The following is a 19318-nucleotide window of genomic DNA, read 5'->3' on the forward strand; positions in this document are numbered from 1 at the left end:
GGCGCCCCGGCGTCGGCGTCAGGCCACCGCGCTCAGCGTGTCCGCGAGGCGGCGGCGGGCCGCGCGGGCGGCGGGGAGGGCGGCCAGGGCGGCGGCGCCCAGCACGGCGGCGGCGCCCAGCAGCAGCAGGAGCGCGGGGGAGGGCCCCTGGGCGATTCCGGCGCCGATGCCGCTCGACCTCCCCTGTTCGTCGATCAGCCAGTGCGCCAGCGGCAGCCCCAGGGCCAGGGCGACGAGCACGGCGGCCAGCGCCGTACCGGCGGTGGCGGTGACCGTGATCGCGGTGATCTGCCGCGGGGAGAGACCGATGGCCTTGAGCGCGAGCAGGTCCCGTTCGCCCTCGCGGACCGTGCCGCCGATCGCGGTGAGCAGTTCGATCAGCCCGATCAGGGCGAGTACGGCGATCAGACCGAGGACGACCGCGCGCAACGGGGACAGCCCGTCGGCCGGGTTGGCCACGGTGTGCACGTCGAGCAGGCCGGCCCCGGCCCCGGTCAGCCGGTCGGCGACGGCCCGCGGGTCCGCGCCGGGGTCCAGCCGGAGCTGGTAGAGGGTCGGCCGCAGGTCGGGGTCGTTGCCGCGGAGGGTGTCGAGCGAGGTGGAGATGGTCCGGCCGGCGTTCTCCGGTTCGATGCTGCGGCCGACGATGTGCAGGATCTGCGGCCGGTCGCCGACGGTCACGCGCACCCAGTCGCCGACCTGGACGTGCAGCAGGTCGAGCAGCCCCTGCCCGGCCACCGCCTCGTCGGGTCCGCGCGCCGCGCGGCCCTCGGCCAGGGCGAACGGGTACGGCTCCTGGTGGGTGCCGTAGCCGCGCAGGGCGATCGTGGCGGTCTGGCCGGGCACCAGGGCGGCCACCTCGACGCCCGGGTGGGCGGCGGCGACCTGCGGATCACGCTCCAGCAGGGCGCGGGCCTCCCCGTCACCGAGCGAGGCGTCCGCACGGACACTGAGCGCGGTGGGCAGCCCCATCCGCTCCGGGCTGCCCTGGAAGCGGTCGATGGTGGTCCACGCGCTCAGCGCCACCACGATCAGCAGCAGCGGCAGGGTCAGCCTGGCCACCGTGCCCAGCGCACGCCGGCGGCGGGTGAACGCCTTGTGCCAGCCGAGGACCAGTGCGGGCGGCACCCGCGCCCCGAGCGCCCGCCGCGCCACGCCCGTCAGCCCGCCGGCCTCGGGCGCGGCCGGCCTCGGCACCGGCACCGGCGGCACCCGGCCCGCCCGCCACGCCGCGAGCCCGGTGGTGGCGCCGATGAACAGCACCGCCCCCACGGGCACCACGAACAGCGCCAGGGTGTGTCCGGGCAGCCCCTGCCACACGCCGACCGCTTCCCCGAGCCGCCCCGGTATGCCGCTGCCCAGCGCCTCGGTCAGCGCGGCGGCGGCCACGGCACCCAGCAGGGCGTAGCCGAGATGCTGGAGCAGGAAGACGCGGACGACCTGTCCCGGGGTGAAGCCGATCGCCTTGAGGACGGAGATGTCCCGCAGATGCCCCCGGATCCGGGTGCTGATCGCCCCGTGCACGGCGAAACCGGCGGCGACCAGCGCGCCCAGACCGAACAGCCCCAGCACCTGGCCGAGCAGCCGGTTGTCGCCCTGCGCCTCGGCCCGTGCCTGCTGCCAGGTGGATACCTCGCCGATGGCGCCCGCGCCCAGTACCGTCACCGCCCGCTGCACCGCGTACCCGGTGTCGGCGGGGTCGGTCAGCCGCAGCGCGGTCACCTGCCCGTCGGGGTCGGTCACGGCCGACGGCAGCGCCCACGCCAGGCCGGGCTGTTCCCCCGGCCGGTAGCGCGGCTCGGCGCTGTCGGCCACGCCCACCACGGTCAGGGTCCGCGCGGTGCCGGGCACGGTGAGGGTGTCGCCCGGCGTGGTGAGCAGGGCACGGGCGAGACTGCTCTCCAGGACCACGCCGTCGGGGGTGCCGAGGTCCAGCCAGCGCCCCGAGGTGATCAGCGGGCGGCCGGTGCCGGGCTGTTCGGCGGTGCCGCGCAGTTCGGCGGAGGCACGGCTGCCGCGGGCGGCGAGGGTGACGGCGGCGGTGGGGTAGGGGCCGGCGACGGACTCCACGCCGTCCAGGCCGGCCAGCTTCGCGGCGTCGGCCGGGGCGGTGGTGTGCAGCGTGACGTGGGCGCCGCGCGCCTGGGTGAAGATCCGCTGCCAGGGGTTGGTCGCGTACCCGAACAGGGCCGTGGCCAGCAGCAGGGAGGCGACGACGCCCGCGGTGGCGAGGACCAGGAACAGCGCCTCACCGCGGTGCGTGCGCAGATCGGAGTGCGCCCAGCGCAGGGTCGCTCGCACCGGTGTCAGCCCCTTCGCTCACGCCGGACGCCCGGACCGTCGTACATCCGCATGTCAGTCCTTGAGCTCCAGCACCCCGGAGATGCCCCGGCCGCGTGAGGGCGCTCCGTCGAGTTCCGCGTCGTCGGCGATCCGCCCGTCGAAGAAACTGATCACCCGGTCGGCGGCGCTCGCCAGCCGGGCGTCATGGGTGACCAGCAGGATCGTCTGGCCTCGCCGGTGGAAGCGGGACAGCAGCCGCATCACCTCGCGGGTGCCCTTGCTGTCCAGGCTGCCCGCGGGTTCGTCGGCGAGCAGCAGCGGCGGATGGTTGACCAGGGCACGGGCCAACGCGACCCGCTGCTGCTCACCGCCGGACAGCTCGCCCGGCATGCTCCGCTCCTTGCCGGTCAGGCCCAGCTCGGCCAGCAGTTCCTCCCGCTCGGCGCGGGCCTTTTTCGGCGGTGTCCCGGCGAGCAGGGCCGGCAGCTCCACGTTGTCGGCGACCGACAGGTCGGAGACGAGGTTGAAGAACTGGAAGACGATCCCGATGCGCTTCCTGCGCTCCACCGCCCAGCGTGCCTCGCTGTAGGCGTCGGTGCGCTCGCCGTCCAGCCAGATGCTGCCGGAGTCGGGCCGCTGGAGCCCGCCGAGCAGATGCAGCAGGGTCGACTTGCCGGCGCCGGACGGCCCGGTCACCGCCACGAACTCGCCGCGCGTCACCCGCAGGTCGACCCCGCGCACCGCGTGCGCCGGGGCTCCCTCTCCGTGGTGCGTCTTGACGAGGCCTTCGGCGCGCAGCACGGGAGCGGTACTCTCGCTCACTCCAGCTCCTCCAGCTCCTCCTGGCACCGCTCCAGCCAGTCGAGGTCGGCCTGCAGGTGCAGCATCGCGCCCTCGATCAGCAGCTGGGCGACCCGGTTGTCCCGGTCTTCGGCGGCGGCCAGCTTCGACAACTGCCGCATGGTGTTCAGGTACTGGCGCCGCTGCCGGTTGATCAGGGCGATCTGGTCGGCGAGCCCGCTCTGCGGTGCGAGGGCCAGCTTCATGAAGAACTCGTCCCGCACCCGCGGTTCGTCCGCGGTCTCCTCGAACCAGGCGCGCAGCGCCTCCCGCCCGGCGTCGGTGAGGTGGTAGACCTTCTTGTTGGGCCGACCGGCCTGCTCGACGTCCTCGCCCTCGATCAGCCCCGACTTCTCGAGGCGGCCCAGGGTGACGTAGATCTGGCCGACGTTCGGCTGAGGGTACGCGGAGCCCAGCAGTTGCTCAAGGTCCTGCTTGAGCTCGTAGCCGTGGGCCGGGCCGCGGGCGAGCAGGGCCAGGAGGGACTGCCGCACTCGTGCTCTCCTCCCCGCGTCCTTCGTGCCGTGTGCCACGTGCCTGATGCCGGGCGTCCCGCCCGACGAGATGTCTCACCCGACGCAATGTGTCGCGGACCCTAGTATCGCCCATACCTAACAGGTATACATGGCCTCTGACCCCGGCAAGGGTGCCCGGGTGCCGGTGCACAGGGAGGAACCTATGCGGTGGATCCGTGCCGCGGGTAGGGGCCTCCTCGTCCTCGCCGTGCTCCTGACCGTGGGTGTGGCCTCCGGCGCGCGGGCCGAACAGGCCGCTCCCGCCGGCGGTCGCGGTCCGCTCACCCTGGCCACCGCCGGGGACCTCACCGGCTATCTCGGCCCGCTGCTCGAGGGCTGGAACCGCACCCACCCCGGCGAGGAGGTCACCCTCGTCGAACTGCCCGACTCGGCCGACGAGACCCGCGCGCAGATGATCACCGAGCTGCGCGGCGCCGGCCGCGGCCGCTTCGACGTGCTCAACATCGACGTCAGCTGGACCTCGGAGTTCGCCGCGGCCGGCTGGATCCGCCCGCTGCCGCGCGACCGCTTCCCGCTGGACACGTTCCTTCCGGGAGTGGTGGACACCGCGACCTACGACGACCGGCTGTACGCCGTCCCGTACGTGACCAACGCCGGTCTGCTGCTGTACCGCGAGGACGTCCTCGACGCGGAGGGCGTGGCGCCTCCGCGTACCTGGGCCGAACTGGAGCTGGCCGCGAAGACCCTCGCCCCGCGGCACGGCCTCGGCGGCTACGCGGGCCAGTTCCTGCCCTACGAGGGCCTGACCGTCAACGCCGCCGAGGCCGTCTACTCGGCGGGCGGCACCATCCTCGGCGACGAGGGCGAGCGCGTCACGGTGAACTCCCGGGCGGCCCGCGAGGGCATCGGCTTCCTCGCCCGCGGGGTCCGCGAGGGCTGGATCCCGAAGGAGGCGCTGACGTACAAGGAGGAGGAGTCCAAGCAGGCCTTCCAGGACGGCCGGCTGCTCTTCCTGCGCAACTGGCCCTACGCCTACGTCGCCGCGTCCGCCGAGGACTCCGCGGTCGCCGGGAAGGTCGGCGCCGTACCGCTGCCGGGACCGGACGGGCCGGGGACGAGCGTCCTCGGAGGCTCCAACCTCGCCGTCGCCACCCATGCGCGGCACCCCGACTCCGCCGCACGGCTGATCGCGTACCTCACCAGCGAGAGCGTCCAGCGCCAGGTCCTCACCCGGGGCGCGCTGCCGCCCGTGCGGGCCGCGCTGTACGACGATCCGGAACTGATCCGGCGGTTCCCCTATCTGCCGACGCTGCGCGAGAGCGTGCTCGCCGCCGCCCCGCGCCCCAAGAGCCCGCACTACGACCAGGTGAGCCTGGTCGTGCAGGCGGTGGTGCACGACGCGATGGCCGGGCGGCAGACGCCCGGTGCGGCGGTGCGGCGGCTGGCGCGCGAACTCGCCGCCGTCTCCGCGCGTTAGCAGGCGGCCGGGGCTCCTCTCCCCGTGCCGCCCTCCGGACCGAAGCCCGGACCGCTCTCCGGGCCGTGACCCGGAGGGCGGCTTCGGGACCTCTCTCCGGTCGGGGGTTCTCCAGACCGCGCACCCCAGCTGGACGTCTCTAGTTACATGTTAGGTAACGCGGATGTCTCAACTGTGCCCGATGTGGGCGGTTAAGGGGGTGTTCATTCACGGTAACTGCCCGGCAGGTTGCGTTCGTTCATTGACACCCTTGCGACACCTCTACCTAACATGCATACATAACGGCGGACGGTACCGCCGGCCCGGGAGTCCCGGGTCTCCGCACGCACAGACGGGTCGACGGGGTGAGTCTCAAGCGCATCGACACCCACCGCTGGTGGCGCGACGCAGTGATCTACCAGGTGTACATCCGCAGCTTCCTGGACAGCACCGGTGACGGCATCGGCGATCTCGCCGGGGTCAGGGCGGGCCTGCCCTACCTGAAGAAGCTCGGTGTGGACGGGATCTGGTTGAGCCCCTTCTACCCCTCGCCGCAGCACGACCACGGCTACGACGTGGCCGACTACCGCGACGTCGACCCGGTCTTCGGCGACCTCGCCGAGTTCGACCTGCTGATCGGGGCCGCCCGGCGGCTCGGGATCAAGGTGCTGCTGGACGTCGTCCCCAACCACTGCTCCAGCGAACACCCCTGGTTCCGCGAGGCACTCGCCGCGGCCCCCGGCAGCCCGCAGCGCGCCCGCTTCCACTTCACCGACGGCCGCGGTCCCGACGGCGCCGAGCCGCCCAACAACTGGCACGCCATGTTCGGCGGGCCCGCCTGGAGCCGCGTCACCGAGCCGGACGGCCGGCCCGGCCAGTGGTACCTGCACATGTTCACGCCCGAACAGCCCGACTGGAACTGGCGCAACCCCGAGATCGCCGTCGACTTCGACCGGACCCTGCGGTTCTGGCTGGACCGGGGCGTCGACGGCTTCCGCATCGATGTCGCCGCCGGCCTGTTCAAACACCCGGAACTGCCCGACTCCCCGGACCCGGAGGCCGACGCCCGCACCCGGGACTCGGTCAACCCGCTGGCCTGGAACCAGCCCGAGGTGCACGACGTGTGGCGGCACTGGCGCGCGGTGTGCGAGGAGTACACCGCCCGCGACGGCCGCGAACGGCTCCTGGTCGGCGAGGTCTCCGTGCCGACCGCCCGCGAACACGCCCGCTACGTCCGCCCCGACGAGCTCCACCAGGCCTTCTTCTTCGACCTGCTCGGCGCCCCCTGGGACGCCGACGCCTTCCGCAAGGTCATCTCCGAGGCCATGCAGGACATCGCCGGCACCGGATCGACCGTCACCTGGGTCCTCAACAACCACGACCAGGTCCGCACCGTCACCCGCTACGGCGAACCCGCGCCCCAGGGCAGCGGCCTCGGCGCCGCCCGGGCCCGCGCCGCCGCGCTGCTGATGCTGGCGCTGCCCGGCGCCGCGTACGTCTACCAGGGCGAGGAGCTGGGCCTGCCCGAGGTCGTCGACCTCCCCGACGACGTGCTCACCGACCCGATCTTCCGCCGCACCGGCAGCCGGGCCCGGATCCGCGACGGCTGCCGGGTGCCGCTGCCCTGGTCGGGGCAGGCCTCCCCGTTCGGCTTCACCTCCGGTGCCGAGGGGGCCGAACCCTGGCTGCCGCAGCCCGACTGGTTCGCCGAACACGCCACCGACCGTGCCCTCGCCGACACCCGCTCCTTCTGGCACCTTTACCGCGACGGTCTGCAACTGCGCGCCGCGCTGCCCCAGTTGGGTGAGGGCACACTGCGCTGGCTGGAGACCGAGCCGGACGTCCTGGCCTTCGCCCGCGCCGACGACCTGGTGTGCGCCGTCAACTTCGGCACCACCCCCGTACCCGCGCCGGTCTCCGGCACCCCGCTGCTGGCCAGCGGCCCGTGTCCGGACGGAGTCCTCCCCGGTTCCACGGCCGCCTGGTGGATCGACGGCTCCTGAGACCCGCTCACTTCACGCACCCGACACTTCACGCACCCGAAAGTCTTCCGAACGTAATCTCGAACGCTTCTGAAGGGACATCAACGATGATGCGACGACGTACCACCCTGCTCACCGGCTGCACCGCCCTCGTGCTCGCCCTCGGCGCCACCGCCTGCGGCTCCGGCGAGCCCGTCTCGGCCGGCGGCGGTGACAAGGCGCTCGGCGGCCAGACCGTCTCCGTCGCCGGGGTCTGGTCCGGCAGCGAGCAGAAGAACTTCCAGAAGGTGCTGGACGCCTTCACCGAGAAGACCGGCGCCAAGACGGAGTTCGTGTCCACCGGCGACAACGTCTCCACCGTCGTCGGCAGCAAGATCGAGGGCGGCAACGCCCCCGACGTCGTGATGGTCCCCCAGGTCGGCGTGCTGAAGCAGTTCGCCGAGGCGGGCTGGCTCAAGCCGCTGGACAAGAAGGTCCAGGGCACCGTGGAGAACAACTTCGCCGAGGTGTGGCAGAACTACGGCAGCGTCGACGACACGCTGTACGGCCTCTACTTCAAGGCCGCCCACAAGTCGACCGTCTGGTACAGCCCCGAGGCCCTGGAGCAGGCGGGCATCACCCCGCCGAAGACCTACGACGCGATGCTGAAGGACGGACGCACGATCTCCGACTCCGGCCTCGCCGCCTTCTCGGTCGCCGGACAGGACGGCTGGACGCTGACCGACTGGTTCGAGAACGTCTACCTCTCCCAGGCCGGGCCCGAGAAGTACGACGCCCTCGCCGCGCACGAGATCAAGTGGACCGACCCGACGGTGGTCGAGGCGCTCACCACGCTCGGTGAACTCTTCAAGGACAAGCAGCTCGTCTCGGGCGGCCAGAAGGAAGCCCTGAACACCGACTTCCCCGGTTCGGTGGAGAAGGTCTTCGGCCCCGAGCCGGACGCCGCCATGGTCTACGAGGGCGACTTCGTGGCCGGCGTCGCCAAGGACCAGTTCGGCAAGAACATCGGCACCGACGCGAACTTCTTCCCGTTCCCGCCGGTCGGCGACGGCGAGGCCCCGGTGGTCAGCGGCGGCGACGCGGCCGTGGTGCTCAAGGACGGCAAGAACGCCGAGGCCGGCATGGCGCTCCTCGAGTACCTCGCCACGCCGGAGGCCGCCGCCGTGTGGGCCGAGGCCGGAGGCTTCCTCTCCCCGAACAAGGGGCTGGACCTCTCCTCCTACGGCGACGACGTCACCCGCGCCACCGCCAAGTCCCTGATCGAGGCCGGCGACTCGGTCCGCTTCGACATGTCGGACCAGGCCCCGGCGGCCTTCGGCGGCACCCAGGGCAAGGGCGAGTGGAAGATCCTCCAGGACTTCCTGCGTGACCCGTCCGACCCGAAGAAGACCGCGGCCGAGCTGGAGAACGCGGCGGCCAAGGCTTACGGGAACTGACGGTCATGACCGCCACCCTGGTGAAAGAGGCGAGCCCTCCGGCTCCCTCGCACCACGATCGTGCCCGCCGCCGGCGCCTGCGCCGGCGGGGGCGGATCGTCGCCGTGCTGTTCGTGCTGCCCGCCCTGCTCCTGCTGGGCGCGCTGGTCGTCTACCCGGTGCTGTTCTCCGTCGGACGCAGCCTCTTCGACGCCTCCGGCACCCGGTTCGTGGGCGGCGAGAACTACCTCGAGATGTTCCGCGACCCGGTCACCCTCAAGGCCGTCCGGAACACCGCGATCTGGGTCGTCATCGCCCCCACCCTGCTCACCGGCCTGGGCCTGATCCTGGCCGTGCTGGTGGAGAAGATCCGCTGGGCCACCGCCTTCAAACTGCTGCTGTTCATGCCGATGGCGGTCTCCTTCCTGGCGGCCGGCATCGTCTTCCGGCTCGCCTACGACGAGGACCCGGACAAGGGCGTGCTGAACGCGGCCGTCGTCTCGGTCCACGACACCTTCAAGGGCAGCTCCTCCTACCCGACGGCCCGTGGCCGCGAGGGCGACGGGGCGGGCCTGACCAAGGAGGCGGACGGCTCGTACGTGACCGGGACGGACGTGTCGCCGGGCAGCACGGCGGCGCTGGGCCTGGTCGGCGTGGCACCCAAGGACCTGCCCGGAAAGGCGGCACCCGCCTCCCCGGCGGCCTCCCGCGAGGCGGCCTCCGACGAGGTCGGCGGCGTGGTGTACCTGGACTTCACCCCCGGCGGGGGAGGAGAGCCGGGCCGGGTCGACGAGGGGGAGAGCGGACTGCCCGGGATGAAGGTCGAGGCGCTCCGCGACGGACGCACGGTCGCGAGCACGACGACCGGGTCCGACGGCTCGTTCCGCTTCACCGGCCTGGACGACGGCCCCTACGCGCTGAAACTGCCCGCCGAGAACTTCGCGCCCCCCTACCAGGGCATCTCCTGGCTCGGACCGACGCTCGTCACCCCGGCCATCATCGGGGCCTACCTGTGGATCTGGACCGGGTTCGCGATGGTGCTGATCGGCGCGGGACTCTCGGCCCTGCCGCGGGACGCGCTGGAGGCGGCGCGGATGGACGGCGCGAACGAGTGGCAGATCTTCCGCCGGATCACCGTCCCGCTGCTCGCACCGGTCCTCACCGTCGTCTTCGTGACCCTGGTGATCAACGTGATGAAGGTCTTCGACCTCGTCTACATCATCGCGCCCGGCCCCGTGCAGGAGGACGCGACCGTGCTCGCGACCCAGATGTGGCTGGTGTCGTTCGGCGGCGGCAACGACCAGGGACTGGGCAGCGCGCTCGGTGTGCTGCTCCTGCTGCTGGTCGTCCCCGCCATGGCCTTCAACGTCCGCCGTTTCAGAAGGAGCCAGCGATGAACGCGATCCGGCGCGGCCTGGGCAACGCGGTCGTGCAGGCCTTCCTGGTCGTGATCGGGCTGGTGTGGATGACCCCTCTGGCCGGCCTGTTCCTGTCCTCGATGCGCTCCGCCGAGGACACGGCCAAGGGCGGCTGGTGGACGGTGTTCACCAGCCCCGGGCAGCTGTCGTTCGACAACTACGCGGCCCTGCTGAAGAACTCGGGGATGACCCAGGCGTTCTGGAACACCGTGCTGATCTCGGTGCCGACCACGGTGCTGGTGGTGATCGTCGCGGCGCTCGCCGGATACGCCTTCGCCTGGCTGGACTTCCCCGGTCGGGACACGATCTTCCTCGTCGTGGTCGCCCTGCTGGTGGTGCCCGTGCAGATCGGGCTGCTGCCGGTGGCCAAACTCTTCGGCCAGCTGGGCCTGTTCGGCACCATCCCCGGGGTCGTGCTGTTCCACGTGGCGTACGGACTGCCGTTCGCGGTGTTCCTGCTGCGGAACTACTTCGCCGAGATGCCCAAGGAGATGCTGGAGGCCGCCCGCATGGACGGCGGCAGCGAGTGGCGCATCTTCACCCGGCTGATCCTGCCCGTCGGGCGGCCGGCGATCGCCAGCCTGGCCATCTTCCAGTTCCTGTGGGTCTGGAACGACATGCTGGTGGCGCTGTTGTTCGCGGACAGCTCCTCGCAGCCGCTGACGGTGGAACTCCAGTCGCAGATCCGCCAGTTCGGCAGCAACATCGACGTGCTCGCGCCGGGGGCGTTCCTGTCGCTGGTGGTGCCGGTGGCCGTGTTCTTCGCCTTCCAGCGGCACTTCGTGCAGGGGGTGATGGCGGGGTCGGTGAAGTAACGGCCACCGTCTCACCCGGAAACGCACGGACCCCCGCCTCCTCACGAGGCGGGGGTCCGTGCGTGTTCACGCGGTCACGCGGAAGCAGGCGGATACAGCGCCCGCGGCAGCTGCGAGGCCGCCGCCGCGTCCAGGAGCCACAGGGTGCGGGCCCTGCCGTACGCGCCCGCCGCCGGGGCCTGGATCTCGCCCGCGCCCGACAGGGCGATCGCCGCGGCCTCCGCCTTGTCCTCGCCGGCCGCCAGCAGCCACACCTCCCGGGCCGCACGGATCGCCGGGAGGGTGAGCGTCACCCGGGTCGGCGGCGGCTTGGGCGCCCCGTGGACGCCGACCACCGTGCGCTCCGTCTCCCGCACCGCGGGCAACTCCGGGAAGAGGGACGCCACATGCGTGTCCGGGCCGACACCCAGCATCAGCACGTCGAACGTCGGCACCGCGCCGTGGTCCGTCGGGCCCGCGGCACGGGCCAGCTCCTCGGCGTACGCGGCCGCCGCCGCGTCCACGTCGGCGCCGTGCGGTCCGTCGGACGCGGGCATGGCGTGCACGCGCTTCGGGTCCAGCGGCACCGCGTCGAGCAGCGCCTCACGGGCCTGGGTGACATTGCGCTCCGGGTCGCCGTCCGGCAGGAACCGCTCGTCGCCCCACCACAGGTCGATCCGGCTCCAGTCGACCGCGTCCCGGGCGGGCGCGGCCGCGAGCGCGGCCAGCAGACCGTTGCCGTTGCGGCCGCCGGTCAGCACCACGGACGCCGAACCCCGCGAGGCCTGCGCGTCCACGACCCTGGTGATCAGCCGGGCCGCCGCGGCCTGCGCCATCAGCTCCTTGTCGCGGTGCACGACCAGCTGCGGTGCCGTACTCACTTCGCCTCCACCTTCCTCAGCGGTGCCTGCGCCGGTGCCTCGACCGCGGAACCTTTCGCAGCCGGTCCGCCGGCAGCGGTGCCCGACGCTCCTTTGGCCGGCGACTCACCCGCCGGTTTCCCGGAGCCGCCCGACGCCTCGTCCAGCGCACGCGACACCTCGTCGAGCGCGGTCGTCGCCTCGGTCAGCCCGCGCGACACCTCGTCCAGCGCACCGGACGACGCCTTCGTCGCGCCCGCCCCCGTCGCCGGACTCCTCAGCCGCTCGACCCCGTACCGCAGGGCCGACGCGTACGTGTCGTCCGGGTCCAGCCGGCGCAGCTCCTCCGCGATCAGCTCCGCGGTGTCCCGGCGCTTGAGCGCCACCGCCCGCTTCGGCTGGCCCTGGATGGACAGCGTCGCGAGCGAACCGTCGGCACGGTCCAGCACGATCGGGCCGCAGTCGGTCGACAGCCGGACCGCGGTGAGTCCCGGGCCGCTCGACAGCGAACGCTTCACGGGCACGCCCAGCCGGTCCGCGAGCCACATGGCCAGCAGCTCGCAGCTCGGGTTGAACTCCTCGCCCTCGACCTCCACGCCCTGCACCTCGCAGGACACCTGGTCCAGAGCCGCGGCCAGCATCGAACGCCAGGGCGTGATCCGGGTCCAGGACAGGTCCGTGTCGCCCGGGGCGTAGGCCTCGGCGCGGGTCGCGAGCTCCCGCACCGGCTGCTCGCAGGCGTAGGTGTCGGTCACCCGGCGCTGGGCCAGCGCGCCCAGCGGGTCGCCGGCCGGGTTCAGCGGGGCGTTGACCGGCCACCAGACCACCACCGGGGCGTCCGGCAGCAGCAGCGGCAGCACCACCGACTGGGCGTGGTCGGCGACCTCGCCGTACAGCCGGAGCACCACCGTCTCGCCGGTGCCCGCGTCCGCGCCGACCCGCACCTCGGCGTCCAGCCGGGACTGCGTACGGTCGCGGGGGGAGCGGGACACCCGCTTGATGACGACCAGGGTGCGCGAGGGATGCTCGCGCGAGGCGTCGCCGGCGGACTTCAGGGCGTCGTAGGCGTTCTCCTCGTCGGTCACGATGACCAGGGCGAGCACCATGCCGACCGCCGGAGTGCCGATGGCCCGCCGGGCCCGCACCAGCGACTTGTTGATCTCTCCGGCCGTGGTGTCCGTGAGGTCTATCTTCATGGCCGGCGCCAGCTCCGTCCGTCTCGCTCGAGCATGTGGTCCGCCTCCACGGGCCCCCAGGTGCCGGCCGGGTACTGGGCCGGCCGGCCGTGGTTGTCCCAGTACTCCTCGATCGGGTCGAGGATCTTCCAGGACAGCTCGACCTCCTCGGTGCGCGGGAAGAGATTGGAGTCACCGAGCAGGACATCCAGGATGAGCCGCTCGTACGCCTCCGGGCTGGACTCGGTGAACGACTCGCCGTAGGCGAAGTCCATCGACACGTCCCGGATCTCCATCGACGTGCCCGGCACCTTGGAGCCGAACCGCACCGTGACACCCTCGTCCGGCTGGACGCGGATCACGATCGCGTTGGAGCCCAGTTCCTCGGTGGCCGTCGTGTCGAACGGCGAGTGCGGCGCCCGCTGGAACACCACCGCGATCTCGGTGACCCGGCGGCCCAGCCGCTTTCCGGTGCGCAGGTAGAAGGGGACACCCGCCCAGCGGCGGTTGTCGACCCCCAGCTTGATCGCGGCGTACGTGTCGGTCCTGGAGGAGGCGTCGATGCCCTCCTCCTCCAGATACCCGACCGCCTTCGCGCCGCCCTGCCAGCCCGCCGCGTACTGCCCGCGCACGGTGTCCCGGCCCAGGTCCTTCGGCAGCCGCACGGCGCCGAGCACCTTGGTCTTCTCCGCGGCCAGCGCGTCCGCGTCGAAGGAGGCCGGCTCCTCCATGGCGGTGAGCGCCATCAGCTGGAGCAGGTGGTTCTGGATGACGTCACGGGCGGCGCCGATGCCGTCGTAGTAGCCGGCCCGGCCGCCGATGCCGATGTCCTCGGCCATGGTGATCTGCACGTGGTCCACGAAGGACCGGTTCCAGATCGGCTCGAACATCGTGTTGGCGAAGCGGAGCGCCAGGATGTTCTGGACGGTCTCCTTGCCCAGGTAGTGGTCGATCCGGAAGACCTGGTCCGGGGCGAACACCTCGTGGACGAGCGCGTTGAGCTCCTCGGCCGACTTCAGGTCGTGGCCGAAGGGCTTCTCGATCACCGCGCGCCGCCAGGAACCGCTGCTCTGGTCGGCCAGCCCGTGCTTCTTCAGCTGCTGGATGACCACCGGGAAGGACCGCGGCGGCACCGACAGGTAGAACGCGAAGTTGCCGCCCGTGCCCTGTGCCTTGTCCAGTTCCTCGATGGTGCCGCGCAGCCGCTCGAAGGACTCGTCGTCGTCGAAGGTGCCCTGGACGAAGCGCATGCCCTGGATGAGCTGCTGCCAGACCTCCTCGCGGAACGGAGTGCGGGCGTGCTCCCTGACCGCGTCGTGCACTTCCTGCGCGAAGTCCTCGTTCGCCCACTCGCGGCGGGCGAACCCGACCAGCGAGAAGCCCGGCGGCAGCAGACCCCGGTTGGCGAGGTCGTACACGGCCGGCATCAGCTTCTTGCGGGAGAGGTCGCCCGTGACGCCGAAGATGACCAGGCCCGACGGCCCCGCGATACGCGGGAGCCGTCGGTCCGCGGGGTCACGCAGCGGGTTGCTGCTCGACAAGGTGTCAGCCCTCCGAAGGGGCGAGGCGCGCGAGCTCCGCCTCGGTCGACTTCAGCAGGTCGTTCCAGGACGCCTCGAACTTCTCGACGCCCTCCTCCTCCAGCAGCTGCACCACGTCGTCGTACGAGATCCCCAGCCGCTCCACGGCGTCGAGGTCGGCGCGGGCCTGCTCGTAGGTGCCGGCGACGGCGTTGCCCTTGATCTCGCCCTGCTCCTCGGTGGCGAACAGCGTCGCCTCCGGCATGGTGTTCACCGTGTTCGGCGCCACCAGGTCGTCGACGTACATCGTGGCCTTGTACGCCTTGTCCTTCACACCGGTGGAGGCCCACAGCGGACGCTGCCGGTTGGCGCCCTCCCGCTCCAGCGCGCTCCAGCGGTCGGTGGCGAAGACCTCCTCGTACGCCTGGTAGGCCAGGCGCGCGTTGGCGACGGCGGCCTTGCCGCGCACCGCCTTCGCCTCGTCGGTGCCGAGCGCGTCGATCCGCTTGTCGATCTCGGTGTCCACGCGGGACACGAAGAACGACGCCACCGAGTGGATCTTCGACAGGTCCAGGCCGCGCTCCTTGGCCTTCTCCAGGCCGGTCAGGAACGCGTCCATGACCTTGCGGTACCGCTCCAGGGAGAAGATCAGCGTGACGTTGACGCTGATGCCCAGGCCGATGACCTCGGCGATCGCCGGGATGCCGGCCTCGGTCGCCGGGATCTTGATCAGGGTGTTGGGCCGGTCCACCAGCCAGGCCAGCTGCTTGGCCTCGGCGACGGTGGCGCGCGTCTCGTGCGCCAGACGCGGGTCGACCTCGATGGAGACCCGGCCGTCCTTGCCGTCGGTGGCGTCGAAGACCGGGCGCAGGATGTCGGCGGCGTCCCGGACGTCCGCCGTGGTGATCATCCGGATGGCCTCTTCGACCGTGACCCCGCGGGCGGCGAGGTCGGCGAGCTGCTGCTCGTAGCCGTCGCCCTCGGAGATCGCCTTCTGGAAGATCGACGGGTTGGTGGTGACGCCCACGACGTGCTGCTGGTCGATCAGCTCGGCGAGGTTGCCGGACGTGATCCGCTTGCGCGACAGGTCGTCCAGCCAGATCGCGACGCCCTCGTCGGAAAGGCGCTTCAGTGCGTCTGTCATGGAAATTCCATCTCCTACTACGTGTCGTATGTGAGCGTCAGCGCTGGGCTGCGGCGAGTGAGTCCCGGGCCGCGGCCGCCACGTTCTCGGCGGTGAAGCCGAACTCCTTGAACAGCACCTTGCCGTCGGCGGACGCGCCGAAGTGCTCCAGGGACACGATGCGCCCGGCGTCCCCGACGTACTTGTGCCACGTCAGACCGATACCGGCCTCCACCGCGACGCGCGCCTTCACGGAGGGCGGCAGGACGCTGTCCCGGTACCCCTGGTCCTGCTCCTCGAACCACTCCACCGACGGCATGGACACCACGCGCGTCGGCACCCCGTCGGCCTGGAGCCGCTCACGGGCCTCGACGGCGACGTGCACCTCGGAACCGGTGGCGATCAGCACGACCTGCGGCTCCGTGCTCTGTCCGGAGGCCTCTTCCGCCTCGAACAGCACGTAGCCGCCGCGCGCCGCGTCCTCGTCGGGCTCGTACGTCGGTACGCCCTGCCGGGTGAGGGCCAGGCCGTGCGGCTGGCCCTTGCCGAACTCCTTGGTCCAGCGCTTGAGGATCTCCCGCCAGGCGATCGCGGTCTCGTTGGCGTCCGCCGGGCGGACGACGTTCAGACCGGGGATGGCGCGCAGCGAGGCCAGGTGCTCGACCGGCTGGTGGGTCGGGCCGTCCTCGCCCAGACCGATGGAGTCGTGCGTCCACACGTACGTCACCGGCAGGTGCATCAGGGCAGACAGCCGTACCGCGTTGCGCATGTAGTCGGAGAACACCAGGAAGGTGCCGCCGTAGATCCGGGTGTTGCCGTGCAGCGCGATGCCGTTCATCTCCGCGGCCATGGCGTGCTCGCGGATACCGAAGTGGATGGTGCGGCCGTACGGGTTCGCCTCGGGCAGCGGGTTGCCGACCGGGAGGAACGAGGACGTCTTGTCGATCGTCGTGTTGTTGGAGCCCGCCAGGTCGGCCGAGCCGCCCCACAGCTCCGGGACGACCGCGCCGAGCGCCTGGAGCACCTTGCCGGAGGCGGCACGGGTGGCGACCGCCTTGCCCGGCTCGAAGACGGGAAGCGTGTCCTCCCAGCCCTTGGGCAGCTCACCGGCCGCGATCCGGTCGAACTCGGCCGCGCGCTCCGCGTTGTTGCTCCGCCACTCCTGGAACGACTTCTCCCACTCGGCCCGCGCCTGCTTGCCGCGCTCCAGCGCGCCACGGGTGTGGCCGAGGACCTCGTCGGTCACCTCGAAGGTCTGCTCCGGGTCGAAGCCCAGCACCCGCTTGGTGGCCGCCACCTCCTCGTCGCCGAGCGCCGAACCGTGGGAGGCCTCGGTGTTCTGCGCGTTCGGGGCCGGCCAGGCGATGATCGAGCGCATCGCGATGAACGACGGCCGGTCGGTGACCTTCTTGGCTTCCTGGACGGCGTCGTAGATCGCGTTCGGGTCCAGGTCGCCGTCCGGCTTCGGGGCCACCCGCTGCACGTGCCAGCCGTAGGCCTCGTACCGCTTGGTGACGTCCTCGGAGACGGCCGTCTCGGTGTCGCCCTCGATCGAGATGTGGTTGTCGTCCCACAGCAGGACCAGGTTGCCGAGCTTCTGGTGGCCGGCCAGCGAGGACGCCTCCGCGGAGATGCCCTCCTGCAGGCAGCCGTCACCGGCGATGCAGTAGACGAAGTGGTCGAACGGGGACTCGCCCGGGGCGGCCTCCGGGTCGAACAGCCCGCGCTCGTAGCGGGCGGCCATGGCCATGCCGACCGCGTTGGCGACGCCCTGGCCCAGCGGCCCGGTCGTCGTCTCCACGCCGGTGGTGTGCCCGTACTCCGGGTGGCCCGGTGTCTTCGAACCCCAGGTGCGGAACGCCTTCAGGTCGTCCAGCTCCAGGCCGAAACCGGCCAGGTACAGCTGGGTGTAGAGAGTCAGGGACGAATGGCCGGCGGACAGGACGAAACGGTCCCGCCCGACCCAGTCGGCGTCCGCGGGGTCGTGCCGCATCACCTTCTGGAAGAGGGTGTACGCGGCGGGTGCCAGGCTCATCGCCGTACCGGGATGGCCGTTGCCGACCTTCTGTACGGCATCGGCGGCCAGGACGCGGGCGGTGTCCACGGCCCGCTGGTCCAGTTCGGTCCACTCGAGGTCTGTGGTGGTCGGCTTGGTGCTCACCCTGAGTCAGGGCTCCTCTCCACATGTTTTCGGATGCCGGATGAGTACTCACCGGCGAGGTCGAGCCTACCCCCGTAGGACGTGCATCCCCCGAGCCGTTCCAGAGTGCCGGGAGTCCCGGCGATCCGCCTCCTGACCGGGAAGTCTTCCTGTTCGGCAGATGAATACGGAGCCGCTCATCCGGTTGCTCAATCGAGCTCGGAACTCCGTTGTGAGCGGTCGCCGCCAACACGACCGGACCCCCGCGATTGTCCGGGTCTGGGCAACGTCTAAGGTGGCGTGGTACGCGCGAGCCTTTACCGACACCTCATACGGGAGGGCTTGCTGGGAACTCTGTCAGGGGTGCGAGTGACGGCCGTTGAATCCCGTCCTGCGGGGATTGTCGGGACCAGCCAGAGCCCGAGTCACCGGCCGTTCGGGGCCCGTGTCGGGGCGTTCGTGGCGCTGACCAAGCCACGGATCATCGAACTGCTGCTCATCACCACGGTCCCGGTGATGTTCCTGGCGCAGCGGGGTGTGCCCGACCTGGGACTGGTGCTGCTGACCTGCTTCGGCGGCTACCTGTCGGCGGGCGGCGCCAACGCGCTCAACATGTACCTCGACCGCGACATCGACGCGCTGATGGACCGCACCTCGCAGCGCCCCCTGGTCACCGGCATGGTCAGCCCGCGCGAGTGCCTGGCCTTCGGCATCACCCTGGCCGTCGTCTCGACGCTGCTGTTCGGCCTCACCGTCAACTGGCTGTCCGCCTGGCTCTCCCTCGGGGCGCTCCTCTTCTACGTCGTCGTCTACACGATGATCCTCAAGCGGCGTACGGCGCAGAACATCGTGTGGGGCGGCATCGCCGGCTGCATGCCGGTGCTGATCGGCTGGTCCGCGGTCACCAACTCGATGTCCTGGGCACCGGTCATCCTCTTCCTCGTCATCTTCTTCTGGACGCCGCCGCACTACTGGCCGCTGTCCATGAAGGTGAAGGAGGACTACGCGCGCGTGGGCGTGCCGATGCTCCCGGTGATCGCCGGCAACAAGGTCGTCGCCAAGCAGATCGTGCTCTACAGCTGGGTCATGGTCGCGGTCTCCCTGCTGCTCACCCCGCTCGGCTACACCGGCTGGTTCTACACCGCGGTGGCGCTGGCCGCGGGCGGCTGGTGGCTGTGGGAGGCGCACGCGCTCCTCAACCGAGCCAAGTCCGAGGTGACCGGCGGCAAGCTCAAGGAGATGCGCCTGTTCCACTGGTCCATCACCTATGTGTCGCTGCTCTTCGTGGCCGTCGCGGTGGATCCCTTCCTGCGGTAGGCCCGCGGTAGGCGGCCTCAGAGACATTCCGACGGGCGGGGTCCGTGGCCAAGGCCACGGACCCCGCCCGTCGCCGTTCGATCTACCCGTCGGTAGCATCCTGTTCATGGCAGACAAGCAGCAGGCGGACCCGGCGGCCGAGCAGAACAGCGGGCAGCGGGCCGAACAGAAGGCAGAACGCAAGGCCGAGCGGAAGGTGGCCCGGCTCACCAAGCGGATCAACGGCTTCGCCACGGCCCACGGCGGCGCCGAGGGGCAGATCGCCTACCTGGGACAGCGCGGCGCCCGGATCGTGCTCGTCGGCGAGGACGGCAACTGGGGCGACCTGGTCGCCCATTCCTACGCGATCGCCGAGAAGGCGGTCGAGAGGGCGGGCATCACCCTCCACGAGGACTTCGACGGCGAGTTCGCGGCCAAGGTCAGGACCGGCCCGTACGAGTGGACCCGGATGGCGGGCAGCCAGATCGGCGGCCCGGCCAACGGCTGACCGGGGGCCTGCCCGCCCGGCGTCCCCGTCCA

Annotated in this window: 15 protein-coding genes; 7 read left to right on the top strand and 8 right to left on the bottom strand. The window is 71.5% G+C overall.

Annotated elements, in window-relative coordinates:
* Window positions 1-18: 18 nt before the first annotated feature.
* Genes AC6F7H_RS22570 through AC6F7H_RS22580 form a run of 3 tightly spaced genes read right to left on the bottom strand, consistent with a single transcriptional unit; the run spans window position 19 to window position 3617 of the window.
* Window positions 19-2301, bottom strand: a complete 2283-nt coding sequence (locus AC6F7H_RS22570; RefSeq protein WP_500758723.1) for an ABC transporter permease — start codon at window positions 2299-2301, stop codon at window positions 19-21.
* A gap of 54 nt (window positions 2302-2355) precedes the next feature.
* On the bottom strand, window positions 2356-3105 hold the full coding sequence (locus tag AC6F7H_RS22575; RefSeq protein WP_109380022.1) for an ABC transporter ATP-binding protein: 750 nt from the start codon (window positions 3103-3105) through the stop codon (window positions 2356-2358).
* Window positions 3102-3617 (bottom strand): PadR family transcriptional regulator, encoded by a 516-nt coding sequence (locus tag AC6F7H_RS22580; RefSeq protein WP_500758724.1) that lies wholly within the window; start codon window positions 3615-3617, stop codon window positions 3102-3104. The genes AC6F7H_RS22575 and AC6F7H_RS22580 overlap by 4 nt, the downstream gene beginning before the upstream one ends.
* Window positions 3618-3801: 184 nt before the next feature.
* Between AC6F7H_RS22580 and AC6F7H_RS22585 the strand changes: the two genes are divergently transcribed.
* From AC6F7H_RS22585 to AC6F7H_RS22605, 5 genes are all read left to right on the top strand, one after another.
* Window positions 3802-5076 carry an ABC transporter substrate-binding protein gene (locus tag AC6F7H_RS22585; protein WP_500758725.1) on the top strand — a complete coding sequence of 425 codons (1275 nt, stop codon included), beginning with the start codon at window positions 3802-3804 and terminating at the stop codon, window positions 5074-5076.
* A gap of 359 nt (window positions 5077-5435) precedes the next feature.
* The gene (locus AC6F7H_RS22590; protein WP_500762000.1) at window positions 5436-7058 is read left to right on the top strand and encodes a glycoside hydrolase family 13 protein; all 1623 of its coding nucleotides are present in this window, start codon (window positions 5436-5438) and stop codon (window positions 7056-7058) included.
* An 86-nt stretch (window positions 7059-7144) separates the two neighbouring features.
* Window positions 7145-8473 (top strand): ABC transporter substrate-binding protein, encoded by a 1329-nt coding sequence (locus tag AC6F7H_RS22595; protein WP_500758726.1) that lies wholly within the window; start codon window positions 7145-7147, stop codon window positions 8471-8473.
* Between the two features lie 5 nt (window positions 8474-8478).
* Window positions 8479-9849 (top strand): ABC transporter permease, encoded by a 1371-nt coding sequence (locus AC6F7H_RS22600; protein WP_500758727.1) that lies wholly within the window; start codon window positions 8479-8481, stop codon window positions 9847-9849.
* Complete coding sequence (locus AC6F7H_RS22605) at window positions 9846-10685, top strand: carbohydrate ABC transporter permease (RefSeq protein ID WP_065003010.1); 840 nt, start codon at window positions 9846-9848, stop codon at window positions 10683-10685. Before AC6F7H_RS22600 ends, AC6F7H_RS22605 begins: the two co-directional genes overlap by 4 nt.
* Before the next feature lie 74 nt (window positions 10686-10759).
* On the opposite strand, the gene pgl is transcribed toward AC6F7H_RS22605, so the two are convergent.
* From pgl to tkt, 5 genes are read right to left on the bottom strand one after another with little or no spacing between them, the layout of a single operon-like run.
* On the bottom strand, window positions 10760-11545 hold the full coding sequence (pgl, locus tag AC6F7H_RS22610; protein WP_500758728.1) for a 6-phosphogluconolactonase: 786 nt from the start codon (window positions 11543-11545) through the stop codon (window positions 10760-10762).
* A complete protein-coding gene (opcA, locus tag AC6F7H_RS22615; protein ID WP_500758729.1) occupies window positions 11542-12720 on the bottom strand; it encodes a glucose-6-phosphate dehydrogenase assembly protein OpcA in 1179 nt (392 codons plus the stop codon). Before opcA ends, pgl begins: the two co-directional genes overlap by 4 nt.
* Window positions 12717-14240 carry a glucose-6-phosphate dehydrogenase gene (zwf, locus tag AC6F7H_RS22620; protein ID WP_500758730.1) on the bottom strand — a complete coding sequence of 508 codons (1524 nt, stop codon included), beginning with the start codon at window positions 14238-14240 and terminating at the stop codon, window positions 12717-12719. The genes opcA and zwf overlap by 4 nt, the downstream gene beginning before the upstream one ends.
* A gap of 4 nt (window positions 14241-14244) precedes the next feature.
* On the bottom strand, window positions 14245-15363 hold the full coding sequence (gene tal, locus AC6F7H_RS22625) for a transaldolase (RefSeq protein WP_500758731.1): 1119 nt from the start codon (window positions 15361-15363) through the stop codon (window positions 14245-14247).
* Between the two features lie 37 nt (window positions 15364-15400).
* Window positions 15401-17503 carry a transketolase gene (tkt, locus tag AC6F7H_RS22630; RefSeq protein WP_500758732.1) on the bottom strand — a complete coding sequence of 701 codons (2103 nt, stop codon included), beginning with the start codon at window positions 17501-17503 and terminating at the stop codon, window positions 15401-15403.
* A 342-nt stretch (window positions 17504-17845) separates the two neighbouring features.
* On the opposite strand from tkt, the gene AC6F7H_RS22635 reads away from it, so the two are divergent.
* Complete coding sequence (locus AC6F7H_RS22635; protein ID WP_500758733.1) at window positions 17846-18799, top strand: heme o synthase; 954 nt, start codon at window positions 17846-17848, stop codon at window positions 18797-18799.
* Window positions 18800-18905: 106 nt separating this feature from the next.
* Window positions 18906-19286: a hypothetical protein gene (locus tag AC6F7H_RS22640; protein WP_500758734.1), complete on the top strand. Its 381-nt coding sequence runs from the start codon at window positions 18906-18908 to the stop codon at window positions 19284-19286.
* Window positions 19287-19318: the final 32 nt, after the last annotated feature.

This window comes from Streptomyces sp. MMS24-W38 (assembly GCF_059889265.1).

Bases quoted from the DNA above. Each gene is read 5' to 3' on its own strand.
- AC6F7H_RS22585 (WP_500758725.1), top strand. From the start codon at position 3,802: ATGCGGTGGATCCGTGCCGCGGGTAGGGGCCTCCTCGTCCTCGCCGTG.
- AC6F7H_RS22595 (WP_500758726.1), top strand. From the start codon at position 7,145: ATGATGCGACGACGTACCACCCTGCTCACCGGCTGCACCGCCCTCGTG.
- AC6F7H_RS22600 (WP_500758727.1), top strand. From the start codon at position 8,479: ATGACCGCCACCCTGGTGAAAGAGGCGAGCCCTCCGGCTCCCTCGCAC.
- AC6F7H_RS22605 (WP_065003010.1), top strand. From the start codon at position 9,846: ATGAACGCGATCCGGCGCGGCCTGGGCAACGCGGTCGTGCAGGCCTTC.
- opcA (WP_500758729.1), bottom strand. From the start codon at position 12,720: ATGAAGATAGACCTCACGGACACCACGGCCGGAGAGATCAACAAGTCG.
- tal (WP_500758731.1), bottom strand. From the start codon at position 15,363: ATGACAGACGCACTGAAGCGCCTTTCCGACGAGGGCGTCGCGATCTGG.
- AC6F7H_RS22640 (WP_500758734.1), top strand. From the start codon at position 18,906: ATGGCAGACAAGCAGCAGGCGGACCCGGCGGCCGAGCAGAACAGCGGG.